This is a genomic window from Lederbergia lenta NBRC 16444 (assembly GCF_001591545.1).
GTDB classification, from domain to species: domain Bacteria; phylum Bacillota; class Bacilli; order Bacillales; family Bacillaceae_C; genus Lederbergia; species Lederbergia lenta.
Genome location: NZ_BCVC01000001.1, coordinates 1,227,645 through 1,245,604, shown reverse-complemented (window position 1 = coordinate 1,245,604; position 17,960 = coordinate 1,227,645). Strand labels below are relative to the sequence as shown.

The following is a 17,960-nucleotide window of genomic DNA, read 5'->3' as shown; positions in this document are numbered from 1 at the left end:
CATCTATTAAGAGGCTTTACTTTTATGTAGGGAAATATCCCTTTTATTTGTTTTTATTAGCTCGGGTCTGATGGACATTACTATACAGATAACAATCGTACATAGTAGAAAAGAAAAAATCATTGTCGTACCGTTCATGATAAAGGAAAAAACAATCGGAGTTTTACCTGCTTCATAAGCGTATTTAGCAAAGAAAATAACTCCTGCAATAAAATGCCAAAAGTAGCGAGCTAAGCTTCCAAGAAGGACACCAATAGTAATGGTGCATATCATTAAAGCTTTCTTTCCTTCAGAAGCTAATTTTTTTACAGCAGGCGCAAGCAAACCGGCAAACCCAATAAAACTAAAAGCAATAAAATATTCTATGAAGCCCTGTAGTGGTGTTACGATATAATAATCACCGATAGCAATTTGTAATAGACCCCATAATAATCCAGAAATAAAGGCAGTCTTGATTCCCCATCTGAACGCTACGATAAAAATTGGAACCATCGCAAATGAGATAGAGATTGAAGGTGTAGGCTTGATGGATGGAAGCAAATCCAAAACGAGTGCCATTGCAGCAAAAATGGACGCTTCAATCATTGCCTGTAAAGAAATTCTTTTCATAAAAAAACCCCCTATGATTTAAGTTCTGCACGTATCCATAGGGGAATAGAAATAGTGCATAAAAACACTATTTCTTATTCAGCCACATTCCTGCGCTAGTATTAACTAACAGGTTCGAAGGGTCAGGATTATTATCCACTCTCAGCATATAGCTCCCCCTGTGGTACGTCGATTCAATTATGCTCAACCCTCATTATATACTAGATGTAAGAGATTGCAACTAGATCGTACAAAAAATCAGACAATTCCTCTTTTGTAAATAATAAGACGTGACAACTAAAACATGCTATAATACTTTGATAACGTTATATTGGAGGATGTGTGCATTTTGATTACTGTTAATAATGTTGGTCTCCGTTTTGGTGATCGCAAATTATTCGAAGATATAAATATTAAATTTACGCCTGGAAATTGCTATGGCTTAATTGGTGCAAATGGAGCTGGGAAATCTACTTTCCTTAAAATTTTATCAGGCGAACTTGAGGCTCAAACAGGAACTGTATCTATGACTCCCGGTGAGCGACTTGCTGTTTTAAAACAAGACCACTTTCAATACGAAGAAGAAGAAGTATTGAAAGTAGTTATGATGGGTCACACTCGCTTATATGAAATCATGCAAGAAAAAGATGCAATCTATATGAAAGCTGATTTTTCAGAGGCAGACGGCATGCGTGCTGCTGAACTTGAAGGAGAATTTGCCGAATTAAATGGTTGGGAAGCAGAATCTGAAGCAGCGATTTTGCTTAAAGGTCTAGGTATTGATGAAACTTCACATGATAAGAAAATGGCAGAACTTTCTGGTTCAGATAAAATCAAAGTTCTACTTGCACAAGCTCTTTTCGGTAAGCCCGATGTTTTATTACTGGATGAGCCGACAAACCACCTTGATTTAAAAGCAATTCAATGGTTGGAAGAATTTCTAATTAACTTTGAAAATACGGTTATCGTTGTATCGCATGATCGTTATTTCTTAAATAAAGTTTGTACCCATATCGCAGACTTGGATTTTGCAAAAATACAAGTTTATGCTGGAAACTACGATTTCTGGTACGAATCAAGTCAACTTGCTCAGCGTATGGCTTCAGATGCAAACAAAAAGAAGGAAGAGAAAATAAAAGAACTACAAGCTTTTATTGCGCGCTTTAGTGCGAATGCTTCCAAATCAAAGCAAGCTACTTCCCGTAAAAAGTCTTTAGAGAAAATCACATTAGATGATATTCAACCATCCTCTCGCCGCTATCCATTTGTTGGATTTAGCCCAGAAAGGGAGATCGGAAACGACTTACTTAGAGTAGAAGGACTTACTAAAACAATTGATGGCGTAAAAGTGCTTGATAATATCAGTTTCATCATGAATAAAGATGATAAAATTGCGCTTGTCGGAAAAAATGAGATTGCCAAAACTACACTATTCAAAATCTTAACTGGAGAAATCGAACCCGATGAAGGATCTTTTAAATGGGGTATTACAACATCTCAAGCATACTTCCCTAAAGATAATTCGGAGTTCTTCGAAGGCAGCGAATTAAATCTTGTTGATTGGCTGCGTCAATTTTCTCCACAGGATGATAGTGAGAGCTTCCTACGTGGTTTCTTAGGTAGAATGTTATTCTCTGGTGAAGAAGTATTGAAAAAAGCTTCTGTATTATCTGGAGGCGAGAAAGTAAGATGTATGCTTTCAAAAATGATGTTAAGTGGAGCGAATGTACTACTACTTGATGAACCTACAAACCATTTAGACTTAGAGTCGATTACAGCGCTCAATGATGGCTTAATTAGTTTTAAAGGATCTATGATATTCGCTTCCCATGACCATCAATTCATTCAAACAATCTCTAATCGAATTATCGATCTTACACCTAAAGGAATGATCGATAAAGAAATGAGCTACGACGAATACCTTGCAGACGAAAAACTACAAAAACAAGTCGAAGAAATGTACGCTTAATAAAGAAAAGCGGAAGGCCCTCGACGTTGCCACACAGGAAGTGGTATATTCTAGTCGAGTGTCCTTTTAGACAAGATAAGGAAAACGAATGTTAACTTATCACAAGGATATTCACACCATACAAATCTAAAACCCTGGAGCATGAGTGCTTTCCAGGGTTTTAATTTGGCTTTTTATTCATTGGCAAGCAAATGTTCTGATTTTTTTATCACTCGTTCAAGAATTTCGGCATTCTTTTTATACATTTCTTTCACATCTTTTAGATCAGTTTCAAGCGCATACGACTCCATGTCTGCCTGACACTTTTTTAGAGACATTAATAATTTTTTTCGCGGATTTGCTGTCGGTACATTTATTTTATCATCATAAATGTCAACAGTCAGCGTTCCATAAGAATCCACTTGTCCAATATATACATTATCAAGTGCAACATTTAATTTTTCCAATTCTACCTCTAACCACGCTCTCGTATGCCCACCAGCCGCAAGTGCTGAGTCTACTACCTCCCCTTCAAGTATAACCATTTGAGGTACTTTTTCGGGCGCGACATCCATTTGCATATCTTTTGGGGTTAGTGGTTGCTTTTCTTTTTTCAGTAACACATTTAATTCGCCATCTGCTTCCAATATAGCAAATTCAACGTCTGCTACTTGAAATGCATTTTTCTTGCGTAGTAATTGCATCAATTCATCCACCGTATATTTTTCTTTTGATAAATTTTCTTCCTGAATCTTTCCATCTTGAATAACAATCGTAGATGTTCCTTCAATAAAGTTTCTCGCCTTTTTGCTTTTTAATCCGATAACTCCAGCAAAAAACGGGATAGCAGTCCATACAACCAAACTATATAACCCATGTGCAAAGTTTGACTCAATCCCTGTTGACATTTCAGCAGCAATACTACCAATCGTGATACCAGCAACATATTCAAAAAAAGACAAATGAGACAGTTGTTTTTTCCCTAGCCATTTCATTAGCAAAAATAAAACAATTACTAAAGTTGCCGACCTAATTATTACTTCAAACCAACTTGGAAGATCCATTGTAATAACCCTCCCTCTCAAGACTTTCTATATTGTAGTTCTTCCGCTTTCATATATTCTACTCTTAACTGTAAACTTTGAGCGACTTGTTCTACATCCAACATACATTCGTGAAAGATAGCCCGCGCCTGTTCATCAGAAGCAACTTGAGCATAGTGAGAAAATTCGGATTGCATAGCTTTTATACTTGCAAGTGAACCTTTTATATTTGAGATAATCGTCAATTTCATTCATCTCCTTTTATAAAATCCATCACATACTTTATTATTGTTGAAAAGGAACAGAGTGAATAGATATTCACCCTGCCCCTATTTATCAATTATTGATTGTATTGTGGCTCTTCTTGCAATATTTCTTGCATTCTCGGTTCTAAGGAGTTTATCACAGATTGTGTTTGTTCTGCTGCCATTTTATATAATTGTTTTGCTTGTTCATTATCAGTTTCTAGAGCAAAACCTTCCAAGCTTGCATGTGCACTTTTTAATCCTACAATTGTTTGTTTCACATTAGTAATGACAGTCATAATGAGACATCTCCTTCTTCAGTATATTTTTGGTCGCAAAAGATACCTTTTATAGGATGTGGAGGAAAAGGAGAAAGTATAAGTTGTAAATAATAACAAAAAAGACCTACAAATGTAGGTCCAATAAATTTTTTATTCCAGTTTTATATAACGGTATAAATGACTAACAATTACTTTCAATAGTGCATATGTCGGTACGGCTAAGATTAACCCTAATAACCCTGCAAATTGTCCAGCGACCAGTAAAACAAATATAATGGTCAAAGGATGCATATTTAATGCTTTTCCCATTACAAGTGGGGAAATAAAATTACTCTCTGTTTGCTGGGCGACAACAGCCACTATTGCAACTAACAATGCTTGGAGTGGAGATGTAAGCAAACCTACAATAATTGCTGGAAATGTCCCAATCCAGGGACCAACAAAAGGAATGACATTTGTTACCATCGCAAGTACACCCAGTACAAGTGAATATTCAAGACCGATAATTAAGTATCCAATGTAAGCCAGTAAACCTACACAAAAGCTAACAATTAGTTGACCTTGTATGTATGAACTTAATGCCTCATCCATTTCTACCAATATCTTTTCCGCTTCCACTTGATGCTTTTTAGGCAGAATTTTCATTAGAAATTTAGGCGCTTGCTTTCCATCCTTTAACATAAAGAACAAAACGAAGGGAATTAATACAAGCACCATCACAATATTTGCTATAAAGCCTACTGTTTCAGCAATAGTTGATGCAATATTTTGGAACATGCTTTGTGCGTTTTCTTCAAACTTAGCAGTTAGTTTGTCAATCGAAAGATAATCATTTTGTATTTGCTGAAACCATTCATTTTGCGATAAACTAGTTAGTTTATCTTGAAGAATTTGTGCATATCCTGGAAAGTTTTTAATTAAATTATCAAATTGCATTTGTAATTTAGGCCCTATTAAGAATACAAGTCCGGTAATAATCCCGCCAATGGCGATAAATGTAATAAGAATTGCCAATGTACGTGGTATTTTCTTAGACAAAAAATTCACGATAGGTCTCATTAAATAATATAAGACGCCAGCTAAGATAATAGGTGGAAATAAAGTTGTAATAATAACTACAAGTGGTGTAAAAATAAAACTGATCTTCGTTCCTAACCAAATAATTAAAAAAATCATGATGATCGCTACACCAAATTTAAACCATTTTTCCTTTTGCATGAATTCTCCTCTTCTCTATCTGTATCATTACTAGTTATTATCGCATGAATGGCACGAATTTCAATAATAAACTAATATAAATAAATACCTGGCACCCATAATTTTGGATACCAGGTACTAATTAATTAACAGACATTTCTTTTTCTAAAGCTTGAAGTCGTGTTTGTACTTCTTCTTCTGTGAGTTCGTGTTCTTTAATGTATAAATTTCTAGGGTGAACCCGACATTCATCAGTGCAGCTTCTCAAATATTTATGTTCATTCTCTTCCGAACTGAGAAATTGTTTATTGCATTCAGGATTTGCGCAGTTGATATAACGTTCGCATGGCTCCCCATCAAAATAATCGCGACCAACGATAACGTGCTCTTTCTGATTAACTGGAACAGCAATTCTTTCATCAAAAACATAGCATTGTCCATCCCAAAGCTCGCCTTGCACAACAGGATCTTTCCCGTATGTGACAATTCCCCCGTGGAGCTGTGATACATCTTCAAAACCTTCTTCGAGTAACCAACCGGAGAACTTTTCGCAGCGAATACCACCTGTGCAATACGTCAATATTTTCTTACCTTCGAACTGATGCTTATTTTCGCGCACCCAATCTGGCAATTCACGGAACGTAGTAATATCTGGCCGTATCGCTCCTCTAAAATGTCCAAGATCGAATTCATAGTCATTTCTAGCGTCTAAAACGACTGTATCCTCTTGTAGCATCGCCTCATAAAATTCTTCTGGGCTTAAATAATTTCCAGTTACTTCTTTTGGATTGACATCATCCTCGAGTCTAAAAGTGACAAGCTCTTGACGCGGACGAACATGCATTTTTTTAAAGGCATGTTTATCAGCATCATCAATTTTGAATGGCATATCAGCAAAACGAGGATCATTATGCATCATTTCCATATATTGATTGGTCTGTTCAATTGATCCTGAGACTGTCCCGTTTATACCTTCGGCAGCAACAAGAATTCTTCCTTTTAATCCAAGCTCTTTACAAAATGTGAGATGTTCGCTCGCAAATTGTTCTGGATCTTCAATTGTTACGTATTGATAATACAATAATACTTTATAATTTAGATTTTCCGACACAAAAAATTCCACCTATCGATTTATATTTGCAAGATATAGAATCGGTTGCCTTAAGATTATACTATCTTTTATTATTCTTGGCAAACCAATACCTTGCACAAATTGCTATAGCACTATGTGTAAGAAGTTAATAATTATTTTATGCAATTTATAAGCCGTTGAGTATTGTCTCAACGGCTTATCTTTTTGCATTAAATTAAATTTACTTTTTTTGTATCAATATGATACTGCACATCAGCTACATTCTTTGTGAATGTTTGATCATGCGATACGAATACAATCGTTCCCTCATATGCAGCCATAAATCGTTCTAATGCTACGATCGCATGGATATCTAAAAAATTATTCGGTTCGTCTAACAATAAAATATTATATTCCCCGAGGAAGAGCTGACAAAGTTGGAGACGTATCGCTTCTCCGCCGCTTAACGACTTCACAGCTTTCAGAATATCTGTATCAACAAATTGCATTGCATGTAAAACACTTCTTAAAAACCCTTCGTCATATTCTGAACGTTGTTTTAAGAATTGCAATACCGTTTCGTTACTTACAAATTGATAACTCATTTGACGAAAGTAACCAATTTTTGCCTTTGGAGAGATGGTTAAACCTGCACCATTGATTGCTATATGATGAAGCAACGTACTTTTACCAACACCATTTGCACCAGTAATCGCTATTTTTTTACCAAGTGGTAGTTGGAAGCTTACCTCATTTAATAACATGTTATCCTTCACATGAAGGGTTAATCTGTCTGCCATAATTGGAAACTTATTATGCAATTCCAAAGCTTTTGATTGACGGAATACAATTTGCTTTTCTTCCTTTACAGCCTCAACTTTATCAAGCTTTTCTATTCGCTGTTTAATCGCTTTGGTTATGCGATGTACCGCTTTTTGGCTCGTAGCTTTTGATTTTGTCTCAAACATACGATTTGCTTTTGCTTTCGTTTCTTTTTTTGACATACTGCCTGCTTGAGCAATTTTTTCAGCTTTTAGCATTTTATCTTTCGCTGCTTTTTCGAGACGATCTTTCTCTTTTATGAACTGTTCATAACCTTGGCTTTGTTGTTCTCTTTCTATCTGCTTTTGAGCCATATATTCGCTATAATTTCCTGTATAAACGCGCACTTTACCATCACACACTTCCCAAATGGTTGTAACAAGTTCGTCTAAAACTGTGCGATCATGACTAATTAATACAAGTGCTCCATAGTAGTATCGCAATTCATTGAGTAAGAACGAAATGCCAGCTTGGTCCAAGTGTGTTGTAGGCTCATCTACAAGTAAAATTTCATAATAATGCGTAAATAATTGTGCGAGCTTCAGCCTTGTTTGCTCCCCACCGCTCAACTGCTCAGTATTCTGTGGGACTGCTAATTTTCCGAGCAATGTTCTATCTGCTTTTGCAACGGATGGAGCTTCAAGTTGTTCAAAATAACCAGACTCCATGTAGCACTTCATTTTCCCGCTTGTCGGTTGAATCTTGCCAGCAAGTAACTTTAATAATGTACTTTTCCCTGCGCCATTTCTTCCAACGATACCGATGCGATCAAATTGATGTATAGCTAAGCTTTCAATCTTTAATACTTCTTTATCTAAATAGTTCACACTAATATTTTCAAGTTCAAAACATATTTGTTCCATATTCGCTACCCCCGAAATTTTGTAATTTCGTATCGATAGCTAGGATCGATACGAGCTTGTATAACTAAGCTCGTATTAATAGAATAGTAACATCATCATATATAATTCCTCCAAATAAATAAACATACGGTCTGTAATGGCATATATATCCCGTAGAACGATAACCTTTTACTACCTCTCTAAGCTTACATGTTATGAACGCCCCTGATTAGAAAAATTGTAAAAATGCCTTGTTTATCGTTCCATAAAATCTTCTTCCGATTATAACTTTTTGTCCTAGCCAAATCAAACGCTAAAAAAATATACGTTGTACAAGTTCGCAATATGGATTCTAAAAGGTAGCAGCATATGCTTGTTTAGCATGCTACATGTCTATATAGATCTCTTAGTATGATACAATCGATAAAATAATAAAGAAGGAGGACAACGATATGTGTCGAAATATAAAAACATTATTTAACTTCGAGCCTTCAGCTACCGAGGATGAGATTTTTGCAGCTTCACTTCAATTTGTACGTAAGGTCTCTGGCTTTAACAAGCCGTCGCAGGCAAACGAGGAAGTATTTAATCGAGCTGTAGAAGAAGTAACTATCATTACGCAGAACTTACTAGACTCACTAGTGACCAACGCCAATCCGCGTTCCAGAGAAGTTGAAGCAGAAAAAGCGCGGATTAGAAACGCTAAAAGATTTGGAATGAAACATAATTAAGTTGATCAAATATCAATATTAATAGCAAACTAATACTAACTTTCATCCCAATTGTAACGTTATTAGGTCAGTCTTATAAAAAAAGAACGAATAACCTTCGAAACAAAATCAGCGGCGTGCTTAAAAAGCGCATCGTTGATTTCCTAACAAAGAGATTCATAAGATTATCTCCATCACCATCCCGAAGCATTCCCCCATTTTTTCTGCAGTAGCTCTATCTCCTTTTGATGTGGCATTTCTTCTTTTGGTGTTTCCAATATAAAAGGAATGTTTGCAAGCTGAGGCGTTTGTACTAACTGGTCAAATTGATCCTCCGTAATGTATCCTGGCCCAAAAATAGGAGCATGTCGATCCTTTCCTACACGTGTTTCATACTTCGAATTATTAAAATGAATCAGCTTTAATGCTCCAAAATAGTCAAGTTCCATGCCTTTACTTAGCACGCTATCCCAATTATCACCATCCCATAAGCCGCAAGAGAATGCATGGCAGGTATCAAAACAAAATCCTATTTTTTCATGATAAGTGCATAATTTGCGTATTTGAACTAATTCTTCCAAGGTTGTTCCAATCGCTCCGGGCAAACCTGCATTATTTTCAAGTAATAGCTTTGCATTTCCGTCCCATCTTTGAAGAATTTCATTCAGCATATCAATGACAAGTTGGTAGCTTGCAATGGGATCTGTATGACTAATCTGTTTGCCAAAATGCACAACTACACCAATAGAGCCACATGCCTCGGCGATATCTAAATCATTTAACAATGAACGAATTACTAATTCGCGTTTTTTCTTATTTTGGGGCGTCAAACTAGTTGGATAAGGCGAATGGCTGACAGACATAAGCGACTTTTCTTCGCAAAATGCCTTGCATTGCATTGCATCTTCATGACTAAAATTTTTCACTGCTAAACTTTTTGGATTTTTAGGGAAATATTGAAAAGCTGCAGCATTCATTCGGAACGCTTGCATTGCAGCTCCTAAATAACCCTCTCTAATAGAAGTATGGCAACCGAATTTCATATGAATTCTCCTTATGCATGTCTAGTGCTGACAATTTCCACAGTAAAATGTATTACGAGCAGAAATCTCTACTTTCAAAATTGGTGATCTACATCGCTTACACGGTTTTCTTTCTTGATCATGGACGTACATCTTGTTTTTGTAACCGCCAGTCTGGCTATCCCCTTGAAAAAGAGGTTCATCCATATAACCACCGCTTTGAATGGCTTGCTCTAAAATAAATTTGATCGATTCGTATAAGCGAACCTTATCCCCCTCTTTTAGTCCATTCATTTTTCTTTCTGGTAGCAATTGCGCATTCCATAAAATTTCATCCGAATAGCGATTACCGATCCCCGCAAGGAATCTTTGATTAAGAAGTGTTGTTTTCATCGTTCCTCTTCTGTTTTTTATTATTTCCAGAAAAACATCTAGTGAAAAGTTCTTATCAATTGGTTCTGGACCAATATCTTGAATTTCCTCCTTTAACTTTTCTGCTGATAGCAGATGTAGATAACCTAACCGAAGCCCGATAAAATACAAATGGTGATCTCCAAAGCTTAGCTGTACTTGTACCGTGCGATTTGGTTTGTTGTCTGCTTGTCCATAAAACATCCAACCACCAAGCATAAGATGTAGTAATAGACAGGAACCATTTTGCAGCCGAAAAATTAAATATTTGCCCCTTCTTTCTACGTTTTTAATTTTCTGATGTAATACATGATCTTTAAAATATTCCAATGACACATTGATTGATTTTTTTCGGTTGATCACAATATCGGTTATTGTTTGATCAAGGATTTTTTGCTGCAACAGTAATTTGTAAGTTTCCATTTCGGGGAGTTCTGGCATTGTTAGCCCTCCATTATTAAAGATTATAATCCCATTATCCCTCAATTAAAGAAAATCATGATAATTAACTGAGATACTCCTTACACTTTCCGAATATTGTTTGTGATCACCGATTCTCCTTTTAGGGGGAGGGTTTTTTTCATAAAGATAGCGCCTATTTTGAAATGATAGTAATCAATACATGTGCTCTTATATCTTTAAATAATTAAAAAAACGTTATATAAATCGTTTAAGTTCTTTTCGGTATTGATACGTAAACTTTTTTCCCCTAATTGTTTCAATCACTGACAGAGGGATCGTGTTTAATATTTATAGATGCTTATAGTGTCCAGCTCTTCAATTTTTGATTATAATAAAATAAAGTGAAAGGATGATGAGATGGATATTCCTCAACAAATAACACCGCAAATTAAACACAAAAGCTTGCCTAGGAAAATTTTATTTTGGCGAATTGCACTTATAACACTTGGTGCTGTACTAATGGCAGTAGCCTTGGAGCTATTTTTAGTTCCAAATAATATTTTAGATGGCGGAATTACAGGTATATCGATTATTTTAGCTCATTTAACCGGTTGGCGACTCGGGTTTATTATTTTCATTTTAAACATTCCATTTATATACCTAGGATATAAACAAATTGGAAAAACCTTCGCATTCACTACTTTTTATGGTATTTTCATATTATCTATCGCTTCTATTTTTCTCCATGATGCCATAGTAGTTACCGATGATCTGCTTCTCGACACTGTATTTGGTGGTATCGTTCTTGGGATAGGTGTTGGAATTGTAATCAGATATGGTGGCTCTCTTGATGGTACAGAAGTTCTATCTATTTTACTCAGTAATAAACTACCTTTTTCCGTTGGAGAAGTAATTATGTTTTTTAACTTTTTTATTTTTGCGACAGCAGGTTTTATATTTAGTTGGGAACGGGCAATGTACTCGATCATTACATACTTTGTGGCATTTAAGGTAATAGACATTGTGATCGAAGGATTGGATGAATCTAAATCGGCTTGGATTATCAGTGAGCATGCAGACGAAATAGGTAATGCTATTCTAGCTCGACTAGGTCGTGGAGTGACCTATTTAAAAGGTGAAGGCGCCTACACTGGCGACGATAAAAAAGTGATATTTTGTGTGATTACTCGTCTAGAGGAAGCGAAACTTAAATCAATTATTGAAGAATTAGACGATAGCGCCTTTCTAGCAGTGTCCAATATTGCTGAAGTTCGCGGTGGTCGATTTAGAAAGAAACACATTCATTAAAAAACTCGTTGCTATTTTTTGCAACGAGTTTTTTACTTCAATTACATTTGAGTTTTTCAACCATTTTGCGCTTACTCCGCATTTAACTCACGAACTTTCTCATCACTAGGCAATAGCCACGTAAATATGCCGAATAATGGCAACAAACTACATAGAATCATTACAAATTTGATACTGTAAAGATCTGCAAGTGTACCGAGTAATACTGCGCCGACAGCACCCATTCCAAAAGCAAAGCCGACAATTAATCCAGATACCATCCCAATTTTCTGCGGAACGAGTTCCTGTGCATAGACTACGGTAACACTAAAACTAGATGTGATAATAAATCCAATTAGAAAAAATAATGGGATGATCCATCCTACTGATACATATGGTAATAAAATGGTTAATGGTGCTGCTCCTGCCATTGATAAAAAGATTATATTCCTGCGACCGAAACGATCTGCTAATGGTCCTCCTAAAAATGTTCCCAGTACACCAGCAAACATAAATATAAATATGTATAATTGCGCCTGTTTTATCGATAAACCATAATCATTAATTAAATAAAACTGATAAAAGTTCCCAATGCCCGCGGAATACCAAGAGCGTGCAAAAACAAGAAAAACAAGTAAAGCCATTGCCGCTTTAATTTTTGGTTGAAGTGGTATTTTAGTCTCATCAATCGACTTTTTCTTCGGTTTATACATATCGATCTCTAGACGAGTCTTATACCACCGTGAAACAAACAACAATAGTATAATGCCCATTAAAGCAACAAAAGTAAAACCGAGCGCTCCTTTTTGGCCAAAGCGTATAAATATGAAGGCTGTAAATACTGGTGCTAAAGATTGCCCAAAGTTTCCACCTACTTGATAGATTGATTGTGCCAGACCACGTTTTGCCCCTGCAGCCATGTATGCTACACGTGATCCTTCAGGATGAAATATAGCTGACCCAAGTCCGATAAAGAAAACGGAAAGTAGTATAAAATAATAATTGGTTGATAGGCCAAAACCGATCAATCCGATCATACTTAGTAGCATACCAAATGGTAATAGGAACGGTGTTGGTTTTCTATCGGAAAAGTAGCCAAAGACAGGTTGCATAAGTGAAGAAGTCATATTAATTACAAAGGCGATCCAGCCTAATTGTGCGTAAGATAGACCAAGCGATTCCTCGAAAATCGGATTCATTGCTGGAATTACAGCTTGAATGGCATCATTAAAAAGATGACTACCACTGATGGCAAACAATACACCATATACGGTAGCCATCTGTTGTACATTATTTTTAGTTTGAGCACTATTCATTTCCATCTCTCTTTTCGAGTTGAGCTAACGTTAGATCGCTGAATGGTTCGTCGTTTTTCATTAATAAAAGACCATAATATAATTGCAAGTCATCATCACAACTTGTGCAAAATACATACTCACCTTCATTCCAAAAAGCTGCCATTGTATTTTTTTTAACCTTTACACATTGATATTTAGTCTGCAAAGCTGAAAACTGTTGTAAATAATATTCAATGGCGGATAACTGATCTTTAAAATCTTTAGATTCAATGATGGCTTCTTGCCAACCTTTAAAAAACCACCATGGTTCTGATTCACCTTTTGTTGTAATAACTTTCCATTTGTCGTACACAGTAAAACCTCCACATTTTTAAAAATGATAATATGTAGTTTATTATACATTACCATTTTGTCTAATACACTTTTTGAATATTTCATGCTAAAAAAGGACAACTTTATGTATAAGGGAGGTGTATGTTTTATGGCGATTATTGGAGTAGAAGAATCATTAACAAATGTACAGCAAGCACTGCAAGAGAAAGGACATGAAGTGATTTCTATTCGAAACGAATCTGATGTAGCGAACTGTGATTGTTGCGTCGTTTCAGGAATAGATTCAAACGTCATGGGTATGCAAACAGTGGCCATGGAAGGATCAGTAATTGAAGCAAGTGGGTTGACAGCTGATGAAGTCTGTCAGGCTGTGGAAAGCAGAATATGATATAAATTAATTCGTTTATTACTCACTAGTGAGTCCGTTATTCCAAAAGGAGCTTGAAACCTAAGCTCCTTTTTAATTGAAATAGCATTCTTAATGTTCACACTTATTGGCTATGTAAGTATAAAAGATAAATCTTTTATTGATTTTACTTTCGTTTACTCGCCATCTACTGTCCTTCAAGTAAGAAATACTGGCCCCACCACTTTTAATAAGTAATATACTCGGGTAAGCATTCTGTATAAGCACCGACCTCCTTTCCCTTCTAGTTATTTAGTTTCAAGAAGCTATATGTTTCTTAATATGAATTATATTGAATTTCAAGTATAATTCTTATTGAATGATTTTTAAAAACAGAATGAAACTTTTCGGCGATTCATTCGTTATTATTGTGTGAGGAGTGGTGAAAAATGAAAAAAGGCTTAGGAGCTATTATCGGTATTATCGTCGTTATCGCTCTCATAGCATTTCCTTTAATAGGGAGTTACAATGGCTTTGTCAATGCAGAAGAAGATGTCGATCAGAAATATGCTCAAATTGAAAATCAGCTTCAACGAAGAATGGATTTAATTCCCAACTTAGTAAGTACTGTAAAAGGTTATGCGAGTCACGAAAAAGATGTGATGGACGACATTGCTAGTGCACGATCACGATTAGCAGGTGCTGATTCATTGAAAGAACAAGCAAATGCCGATGCGCAATTAACCGGTGCTTTGGGTCGATTGTTAGTTATCTCGGAAAATTATCCTGACCTAAAAGCCGACACACAGTTCACACAGTTGATGGATGAGCTTTCTGGTACAGAAAATAGAATTGCTGTAGCACGTATGGATTATAATGACCAGGTCACATTATTTAATAAAAAAGTAAAACAATTTCCTGGTCGACTCGTATCAGCCATTTTTGGTTTTGATGAAAAAGCATACTTCAAAGCAGACGAAGGTGCAAAAGAAGCGCCGAAGGTTGACTTTGAAGGGAATGAGGATTAATGAAACCCGTTCATTCTATTTTCCCTTCTTTTTTGATTATATTATTTTGTCTACTAAGCAATCAGGCACATGCAGCTAATGTGCCTGCACCTGTAGGCGATATATATATTCAAGATTTCGCTGAAGTTTTATCCAAAGAACAGAAAAAAGAATTAAATGAACTTGGTACTTTATTAGATGAGCAGACAGGTGCTCAAATCGTCATATTATCAGTAGACTCACTCCAAGGCCAACAAGTTGAAGAATTTGCATTAGAGGCTTTTCGACAATACAAGCTTGGGGATGCGCAAAAAAACAATGGAGTGCTATTACTATTGGCACTTAATGACCGAAAAATCCGGATTGAAGTTGGTTACGGTTTGGAAGGTGCTTTGCCAGATGGAAAAGTAGGTCGGATTTTACAAAGCTACGCTTTACCATATTTAGAAGAAGAAAATTTCAGTATGGCACTTATGAATACGTATAAACAACTTTTTAATGAAGTTTCTGCTGAGTATAAGCTAGATAACCGCACAGATACGAAAGCTTTTGAGCCTGAAACAAGTGACGGTCCTTCTTTAATTACAATAATTATCTTTTCATTGATTGCGCTCGGAATTGTCTTTCTAGATATGCGTTTCCTTGGGGGAGCATTAACTTTAAGCATATTACGAATGTTGGCTGTCATTTTATCACGCGGTGGTGGAGGTGGCAACGGCCCACGGGGTGGTGGTGGAGGTTCATCTGGTGGCGGCGGTGCTAGTAGAGGCTGGTAAGATTTCTCACCTTGAAAAATGTTTTTCAAGACTTTCGCCTTAAATGAGCAAATCCACATTTTACAAAGGAGTGTCATGTTATTTCATATTCAGTTCACGTTATTGTCCGAGGCAAGGTTCAAGGCGTTGGCTTCCGATTTTTCACCCAACAACTAGCAAACAAATATCACTTAGACGGCTGGGTAAGAAATCTACATGATGGAAATGTTGAAATTCATGCGGAAGGAAAAAATAGTGAATTAGATGCTTTTTTAGAAAAATTGAAATCAGGTACTTCTCCCTTTGCACATATCGAACAAATGATAATAAATACCTCAGATGAGTTAAAAGGTTATTCCTCATTTAAAATTAAATACTAAGTACTAAAAATCCATCGTCCGAATCTGGGAGATGGATTTTTATTTCACTTTATCTAATTGATTGGAATAATAATTTTCTCAAAAGCGGGAACAACATATCAGGAAGCTTATCAATAGAAGGTACGACTAAGCTATACGGACCGTAGATATTTTGGAACACTTTCCTTTGTTCCTCCTCTACCCCATTCATTGATAAAAATATATTAAAAACCTCTATTCCGCGTTTCCTCGCTTCTTGGACTGCCTCATGTGTATCTATAATTCCATTTTGGCTATATCCATAAGCAGCAGGCTCACCGTCCGAAAAAATCAACAGAAATTTTTGTTCTTCTATTCTCTGATACAATCGTTCACTACAAACTCTGATTGCATATCCGTCACGATTATCTTCTTCGGCCTCTAATTGTAAAATCTCAGGACCTGACTTTGCATGAAGGGAGGTGGAAAAATCAATTACCTTTTTAAAATAATTAGGCTGATCTTTCTCAGAAGCTTCACCAGCATCTTCCCAAAATCCCGTTATCTCATGCGGAACTTTTACCGATTTTAATGCTTCATGGAATAAGGTGATCCCTAGTTTCGTTTCCTCCATTTTGTCTTGCATAGATGCAGAACAATCGATTAATAAACCAAAAACTGCATTTATTTCATTGGAAGGCTCATTTTTTTTGTAAAATAGACGCGGTTGTTCTTCTGTAAAAAAGCGAAGTATTTTTTTATTAAGTCTCCCATATAATAAATCTGTACGTGGTTGAATTTTTTTATGTTCTAATGTAATATCAATAACATTTTTTAATTTTTTTTGGTAGAGACTAACATTTTTTTTATATCCTGCATATTTATTTATTTCATCTTGTGATGGAATAACTTTCGGCAAGAAGATCGGCCTCGCATATTTATTTTCTTTTCCATATGGAGTACCCCCTTTCCCGCTTTCAATTTCCATGCTTTCCATTGATTGAAGATCAGAAAAATCTTTATTTGAACTTTTTCTAGCTGAGCCTTGGACAATCGCTAGTGCTTGATCACCTGCTTCGCCTTCCCTTGCTTCATTTGCAAGGATATCCGTTTGCGTACCTTGCTCAAGGTCAAATTGCATAAAGCTTTTACCCGGATCACTTGTTTCACGATGCCATGTTTTCATTTCTTCGTTAAATACTTCTTCGTCCCCACTTGCACTTTCTTCTGCTTGATCATCGTTTTTAAGTGGGTCTTTACGTAATAACTCTGAATATGTCTGTCCACTTACATCTTCTGCATCCAGTTGTGGTAAATGAAAATAATCATTGATCATATCTTTATTTATATAGCTCTCTACTAGTTCAGCAATTTGCAAAGATATGTCAGCAACTTCTGCTGTCGTAGTTGCATCAAATAATTTCTCTAAATTACTGCGGTATAGAGGTAACATTTCATTTACTTGAGCATTTAATTGAGGATAACTGATATTGGGGCTATCCGTATTTAAGAGAATATATGCCAAATTATATATCGCATCAAGTTGAAAGCTTTTTGCCACATTCACAGTTAATTGTGATTGAAAATAGTTCATATAAATTTGTCTTCTTACAGTAAACTCTTTTATCATGCCAGGTCTTATTTTTTTACATTCTTCTTCAATTCTTAAATCTTCTGCTAGTTTAAAAAGTTGCTTAATAAATCGTGGATGTTTATAACCTTCTACTTGTTCATAAAACTTAATTGCTGATGGAAAGTTTGTAAATTGTATATTTCCAAGCGCTCTTAAAAAAACATCACTTTTCATGCCAGCTCGCATTATGTCAACTGGACGATGATTCCAAAAGTGACTCACATATACTCTTTTCTCACTTTTATCTAGATAGGAGTGAACACGAAATTCTGTTTCATACTCATAATCTTTTGTTAAAGTTCTTGTTAGATCTGCTAACTCCATTAATAACATGGAGTCTATTTTTTCATCATTAAAATGGATGAATCGATACAATATGC

Annotated in this window: 19 protein-coding genes and 1 riboswitch; of the genes, 7 read left to right on the top strand and 12 right to left on the bottom strand. The window is 35.8% G+C overall.

The window, feature by feature from the left end; translation table 11 throughout:
• Positions 1–6 precede the first annotated feature (6 nt).
• On the bottom strand, positions 7–609 hold the full coding sequence (gene thiT / locus BLE01S_RS05820; protein WP_066138268.1) for an energy-coupled thiamine transporter ThiT: 603 nt from the start codon (positions 607–609) through the stop codon (positions 7–9).
• A gap of 70 nt (positions 610–679) precedes the next feature.
• Positions 680–778, bottom strand: a riboswitch (TPP riboswitch).
• A 159-nt stretch (positions 779–937) separates the two neighbouring features.
• Between thiT and BLE01S_RS05815 the strand changes: the two genes are divergently transcribed.
• A complete protein-coding gene (locus BLE01S_RS05815; protein ID WP_066138265.1) occupies positions 938–2,557 on the top strand; it encodes an ABC-F family ATP-binding cassette domain-containing protein in 1,620 nt (539 codons plus the stop codon).
• Between the two features lie 173 nt (positions 2,558–2,730).
• On the opposite strand, the gene BLE01S_RS05810 is transcribed toward BLE01S_RS05815, so the two are convergent.
• The 6 genes from BLE01S_RS05810 to BLE01S_RS05785 form a co-directional block, all read right to left on the bottom strand.
• The gene (locus tag BLE01S_RS05810) at positions 2,731–3,600 is read right to left on the bottom strand and encodes a DUF421 domain-containing protein (RefSeq protein WP_066138262.1); all 870 of its coding nucleotides are present in this window, start codon (positions 3,598–3,600) and stop codon (positions 2,731–2,733) included.
• A 17-nt stretch (positions 3,601–3,617) separates the two neighbouring features.
• Positions 3,618–3,824: a DUF1657 domain-containing protein gene (locus BLE01S_RS05805; protein WP_066138259.1), complete on the bottom strand. Its 207-nt coding sequence runs from the start codon at positions 3,822–3,824 to the stop codon at positions 3,618–3,620.
• A 95-nt stretch (positions 3,825–3,919) separates the two neighbouring features.
• The gene (locus BLE01S_RS05800) at positions 3,920–4,123 is read right to left on the bottom strand and encodes a DUF1657 domain-containing protein (RefSeq protein WP_066138256.1); all 204 of its coding nucleotides are present in this window, start codon (positions 4,121–4,123) and stop codon (positions 3,920–3,922) included.
• A 132-nt stretch (positions 4,124–4,255) separates the two neighbouring features.
• On the bottom strand, positions 4,256–5,323 hold the full coding sequence (locus BLE01S_RS05795; RefSeq protein ID WP_066138253.1) for an AI-2E family transporter: 1,068 nt from the start codon (positions 5,321–5,323) through the stop codon (positions 4,256–4,258).
• Positions 5,324–5,444: 121 nt separating this feature from the next.
• Positions 5,445–6,413 (bottom strand): oxygen-dependent tRNA uridine(34) hydroxylase TrhO, encoded by a 969-nt coding sequence (gene trhO / locus BLE01S_RS05790; protein ID WP_066138249.1) that lies wholly within the window; start codon positions 6,411–6,413, stop codon positions 5,445–5,447.
• Positions 6,414–6,604: 191 nt separating this feature from the next.
• The gene (locus tag BLE01S_RS05785; protein WP_066138246.1) at positions 6,605–8,059 is read right to left on the bottom strand and encodes an Msr family ABC-F type ribosomal protection protein; all 1,455 of its coding nucleotides are present in this window, start codon (positions 8,057–8,059) and stop codon (positions 6,605–6,607) included.
• A 431-nt stretch (positions 8,060–8,490) separates the two neighbouring features.
• Here BLE01S_RS05785 and BLE01S_RS05780 point away from each other — a divergent pair, with 431 nt between their 5' ends.
• Positions 8,491–8,769 (top strand): DUF2277 domain-containing protein, encoded by a 279-nt coding sequence (locus BLE01S_RS05780; RefSeq protein WP_066138243.1) that lies wholly within the window; start codon positions 8,491–8,493, stop codon positions 8,767–8,769.
• A 173-nt stretch (positions 8,770–8,942) separates the two neighbouring features.
• On the opposite strand, the gene BLE01S_RS05775 is transcribed toward BLE01S_RS05780, so the two are convergent.
• A complete protein-coding gene (locus BLE01S_RS05775) occupies positions 8,943–9,791 on the bottom strand; it encodes a deoxyribonuclease IV (RefSeq protein ID WP_066138239.1) in 849 nt (282 codons plus the stop codon).
• Between the two features lie 21 nt (positions 9,792–9,812).
• Entirely contained in the window at positions 9,813–10,622 is an 810-nt protein-coding gene (locus BLE01S_RS05770) for an Fpg/Nei family DNA glycosylase (RefSeq protein WP_066138236.1), read from the bottom strand.
• Positions 10,623–11,000: 378 nt separating this feature from the next.
• On the opposite strand from BLE01S_RS05770, the gene BLE01S_RS05765 reads away from it, so the two are divergent.
• Positions 11,001–11,891: a YitT family protein gene (locus BLE01S_RS05765; protein ID WP_066138233.1), complete on the top strand. Its 891-nt coding sequence runs from the start codon at positions 11,001–11,003 to the stop codon at positions 11,889–11,891.
• 71 nt (positions 11,892–11,962) lie between these two features.
• Here the strand turns inward: BLE01S_RS05765 and BLE01S_RS05760 are convergent, their stop codons facing one another.
• Positions 11,963–13,186: an MFS transporter gene (locus BLE01S_RS05760; protein ID WP_066138230.1), complete on the bottom strand. Its 1,224-nt coding sequence runs from the start codon at positions 13,184–13,186 to the stop codon at positions 11,963–11,965.
• Positions 13,179–13,520, bottom strand: coding sequence for a DUF1033 family protein (locus BLE01S_RS05755; protein ID WP_066138227.1), 342 nt, complete (start codon positions 13,518–13,520; stop codon positions 13,179–13,181). Before BLE01S_RS05755 ends, BLE01S_RS05760 begins: the two co-directional genes overlap by 8 nt.
• Before the next feature lie 129 nt (positions 13,521–13,649).
• Here BLE01S_RS05755 and BLE01S_RS05750 point away from each other — a divergent pair, with 129 nt between their 5' ends.
• The 4 genes from BLE01S_RS05750 to BLE01S_RS20360 all read left to right on the top strand — a co-directional run bounded on the left by BLE01S_RS05750 (position 13,650) and on the right by BLE01S_RS20360 (position 15,989).
• Entirely contained in the window at positions 13,650–13,889 is a 240-nt protein-coding gene (locus BLE01S_RS05750; RefSeq protein WP_066138224.1) for a YkuS family protein, read from the top strand.
• A 407-nt stretch (positions 13,890–14,296) separates the two neighbouring features.
• Positions 14,297–14,875 (top strand): LemA family protein, encoded by a 579-nt coding sequence (locus BLE01S_RS05745; protein ID WP_066138221.1) that lies wholly within the window; start codon positions 14,297–14,299, stop codon positions 14,873–14,875.
• The gene (locus tag BLE01S_RS05740) at positions 14,875–15,630 is read left to right on the top strand and encodes a TPM domain-containing protein (protein WP_066138218.1); all 756 of its coding nucleotides are present in this window, start codon (positions 14,875–14,877) and stop codon (positions 15,628–15,630) included. Before BLE01S_RS05745 ends, BLE01S_RS05740 begins: the two co-directional genes overlap by 1 nt.
• 80 nt (positions 15,631–15,710) lie before the next feature.
• The gene (locus tag BLE01S_RS20360; protein WP_082788594.1) at positions 15,711–15,989 is read left to right on the top strand and encodes an acylphosphatase; all 279 of its coding nucleotides are present in this window, start codon (positions 15,711–15,713) and stop codon (positions 15,987–15,989) included.
• Between the two features lie 49 nt (positions 15,990–16,038).
• Here BLE01S_RS20360 and BLE01S_RS05735 read toward each other — a convergent pair whose 3' ends face one another.
• On the bottom strand, positions 16,039–17,955 hold the full coding sequence (locus BLE01S_RS05735; protein WP_066138215.1) for a vWA domain-containing protein: 1,917 nt from the start codon (positions 17,953–17,955) through the stop codon (positions 16,039–16,041).
• Positions 17,956–17,960 lie beyond the last annotated feature (5 nt).

What these genes read in the sequence shown, in the direction of transcription:
- BLE01S_RS05785 (WP_066138246.1), bottom strand. Translation starts at nt 8,059, where the DNA reads ATGGAACAAATATGTTTTGAACTTGAAAATATTAGTGTGAACTATTTA.
- BLE01S_RS05745 (WP_066138221.1), top strand. Translation starts at nt 14,297, where the DNA reads ATGAAAAAAGGCTTAGGAGCTATTATCGGTATTATCGTCGTTATCGCT.
- BLE01S_RS05775 (WP_066138239.1), bottom strand. Translation starts at nt 9,791, where the DNA reads ATGAAATTCGGTTGCCATACTTCTATTAGAGAGGGTTATTTAGGAGCT.
- BLE01S_RS05750 (WP_066138224.1), top strand. Translation starts at nt 13,650, where the DNA reads ATGGCGATTATTGGAGTAGAAGAATCATTAACAAATGTACAGCAAGCA.
- BLE01S_RS05740 (WP_066138218.1), top strand. Translation starts at nt 14,875, where the DNA reads ATGAAACCCGTTCATTCTATTTTCCCTTCTTTTTTGATTATATTATTT.
- BLE01S_RS05810 (WP_066138262.1), bottom strand. Translation starts at nt 3,600, where the DNA reads ATGGATCTTCCAAGTTGGTTTGAAGTAATAATTAGGTCGGCAACTTTA.
- BLE01S_RS05765 (WP_066138233.1), top strand. Translation starts at nt 11,001, where the DNA reads ATGGATATTCCTCAACAAATAACACCGCAAATTAAACACAAAAGCTTG.
- BLE01S_RS05760 (WP_066138230.1), bottom strand. Translation starts at nt 13,186, where the DNA reads ATGAATAGTGCTCAAACTAAAAATAATGTACAACAGATGGCTACCGTA.
- BLE01S_RS05795 (WP_066138253.1), bottom strand. Translation starts at nt 5,323, where the DNA reads ATGCAAAAGGAAAAATGGTTTAAATTTGGTGTAGCGATCATCATGATT.
- BLE01S_RS05780 (WP_066138243.1), top strand. Translation starts at nt 8,491, where the DNA reads ATGTGTCGAAATATAAAAACATTATTTAACTTCGAGCCTTCAGCTACC.
- BLE01S_RS05770 (WP_066138236.1), bottom strand. Translation starts at nt 10,622, where the DNA reads ATGCCAGAACTCCCCGAAATGGAAACTTACAAATTACTGTTGCAGCAA.
- BLE01S_RS05800 (WP_066138256.1), bottom strand. Translation starts at nt 4,123, where the DNA reads ATGACTGTCATTACTAATGTGAAACAAACAATTGTAGGATTAAAAAGT.
- thiT (WP_066138268.1), bottom strand. Translation starts at nt 609, where the DNA reads ATGAAAAGAATTTCTTTACAGGCAATGATTGAAGCGTCCATTTTTGCT.